General features: G+C 23.3%; 2 protein-coding genes. Both read left to right on the forward strand.

Annotated features, from left to right (window positions below):
• Positions 1-102: 102 nt before the first annotated feature.
• Entirely contained in the window at positions 103-1,515 is a 1,413-nt protein-coding gene (locus tag I4U58_RS13380; protein WP_343003693.1) for a PLP-dependent aminotransferase family protein, read from the forward strand.
• Positions 1,516-1,775: 260 nt separating this feature from the next.
• Positions 1,776-2,790: hypothetical protein (locus I4U58_RS13385; RefSeq protein ID WP_195931832.1), on the forward strand; the 1,015-nt coding region annotated here is incomplete at its 3' end.

Consider the following 2,790-nt stretch of genomic DNA (forward strand, 5'->3'; position numbering starts at 1 on the left):
TATGTAGATATTTATTAAATAATACATATATTTAATTTCTAATAAAGGAGGCCTATTTTGTTATTTTTTAATTTTGAATTAAATAAAGAAGAACCAGTGTATATGCAGATTAAAAACTATATAGAAGATTTAATAACAAAGGGATTACTCCCTATAAATAGTAAACTTCCTTCAACTAGAGAACTATGTTCTATCTTAAATGTAAGTAGAAATAGTGTGTTAAGCGCTTATGAAGAATTAAAAACAGAAGGCCTTGTCTACTCTATTAAAGGTCAGGGAACTTTTGTAAAAGAACAATCTTCTATAACTACTTCTAGCTGGAATGTAGATTGGTCTTCATACGAAAATGAATATACTAAAGCTTTAAATGAAATGGATTCTTCTAAAAATGAAATCCAGTGGAAATCAAACTTAATTTCGTTTAAAAGTATATCACCTGCAGGTGACCAATTCGATATGGAAGAATTAAAACGCGCTTTTTTAAATAGATTTAACTTAGAAGGCCATAAACTATTAAACTATGGCTATGCACAAGGTTACAAACCATTAATTGAATTTTTAATGGAATATATGAATAAAAAAAATGTAGACTCTACAAATAAAGATATATTAATTACTAATGGATTTACAGAGGCATTAAATATAATAATATCCTCGCTTACTAATCCAGGCGATTATATCTTGTGTGAAAATCCAACACACAATGTATCATTAAAAATATTTAAATCATTTAACTTAAATATTTTGCCTATGGATTTAAATAAAAATAGCTTAGACTTTGAAAGTATAAACTCTACACTAAAAAAATATAAAGGTAAGATTAAATTTGTATATATTACACCTTCATATAATAATCCAACTGGCATTGTATTATCTCCAAACGATAGATTTAAGTTTTATAATATAATGAAAGAAAACAATATAGCTATAATTGAAGATGGATTTAATGAGGAGCTACTCTACTCTAGTTCTCATATTTTTCCGATTTGTTCATTAGATAATAAAAATAACGGAGTAATTTACATAGGTAGTTTTTCAAAAATTTTATTCCCGGGAATGAGAATTGGCTGGATATTTGGAGATAAAAACTTAATAGATAAATTAGTCAGTGTAAAAAGAAGTATAAATATGCATGTATCATTTTTAGATCAAGGTATATTATACGATTATTTAAAAAACAGCAACTTCGATAAATATCTGAAGAAAATAAGAAAATACTATGGCGATAAATTTAACTTTGCTTTAGAATGTTCTCAAAAATACATAGATTATGAATATGTTTTGGGTGATGGAGGTCTTCACCTATTCTTTAAATTAAAAGATATAGATACTAGATATCTCCTTGAAAAATGTCACGAAAAAGGCGTTATCTTTATGCCAGGAGATGTATTTTTTATAAATAAAAACCAAAATAATTTTATGAGACTTGGATTTTCTAGATTAGAAAAAGATGAAATTGAAAAAGGTATAAAGATAATCGGACAGACTATAGACGAAATTAAACAAAGCGTATAAAAATAAATAAAGACAATTTCCCACGTCTTATAAAAAGATACTATAATTCATCAATATAGTATCTTTTTTATTGTTTATATCTACATAAATATGTTAATATATAGTAAGAAATATAATCAATTACAAAATTGTATATTGATATCAATAATCTGTTGTATAAAAGTACAAGTAATATCATAAATAAAACTTAATTATCTACTTTTTAAAATGTACTGCTTTTTTCATTTTTTAATAATATTTAAAAATGGGGTGAATATTTAATGAAAGAAATAAAATATTATAAAGAAGATTATATCGGGTTAAAAAAATACAAAGATGACAAACTCTTTAGAAAAGAAATACCCAATGTAGATATGCTTATTAGTATGATTGAGGATGATGAAACTTTATATAAAAACTATATTAGAGATAACAACATATTCCCTATCACATTTATACATATTTTTGAAAATAGAAAAGACGATATAAAATGGTTTTATGACAATAAAGATAAATACTTCAAAGATATAATACGTTACGAAGATATCAATAAAATTATAAAATCAAATAATTTCAAAGATGATGTCTGTAGCTATTGTTGTCATGATTGTATTACACTATTTAAACGATGTCAAAGCGGCAATTATATGAATGCATATTTACAATTATATGTATATAATTATCTATACTTATATACATCTGATATACTATCACCTAAATATGAAGATTTTATAAATGAAAAAGAATTAGTAAAAGATGCAATATTATTTTTAGTAGAAGTTATAAATAAAACATATCAAACATATAAAAATTCAAGAACAAAAAACAGAGATATATTTAAAGAAAATGCAGATTTTATATTATTATTAACTAAATACTCTGAAGACCCACTATTTATAAAAGAAGTCCCAAATATATATAAAATAATAGATAAATTAGAAATGTCATTATTGACTAACAATGAAGATGATGCATATAAGGCGTATTGGCTAATATCAGATATAAGAAATTCAATAAAATTATATGAAGAATTTAGAGATGATATGGAATTTTTTTATAATAACAGAGACTTAAGTAAATTTATATATAAAGATATATTAGAAATCAATAAAGATGAATATAAAGGTATTTTATTTAATTATATTATAATGTACGAGAAATCTAAAAAATTTGAAGATATATATAATTATATAACTACAACTTATTTTATACTTAAAATAGATAATGTAGAAATAGACATAGGATATGAGGATGAATCTATAAGAGAATTTTTAAAATGGGTTATAGATGAAATAA

This window comes from Clostridium sp. 1001270J_160509_D11 (assembly GCF_015667935.1).
In the GTDB taxonomy this organism is placed as follows: Bacteria; Bacillota; Clostridia; order Peptostreptococcales; family Peptostreptococcaceae; genus Intestinibacter.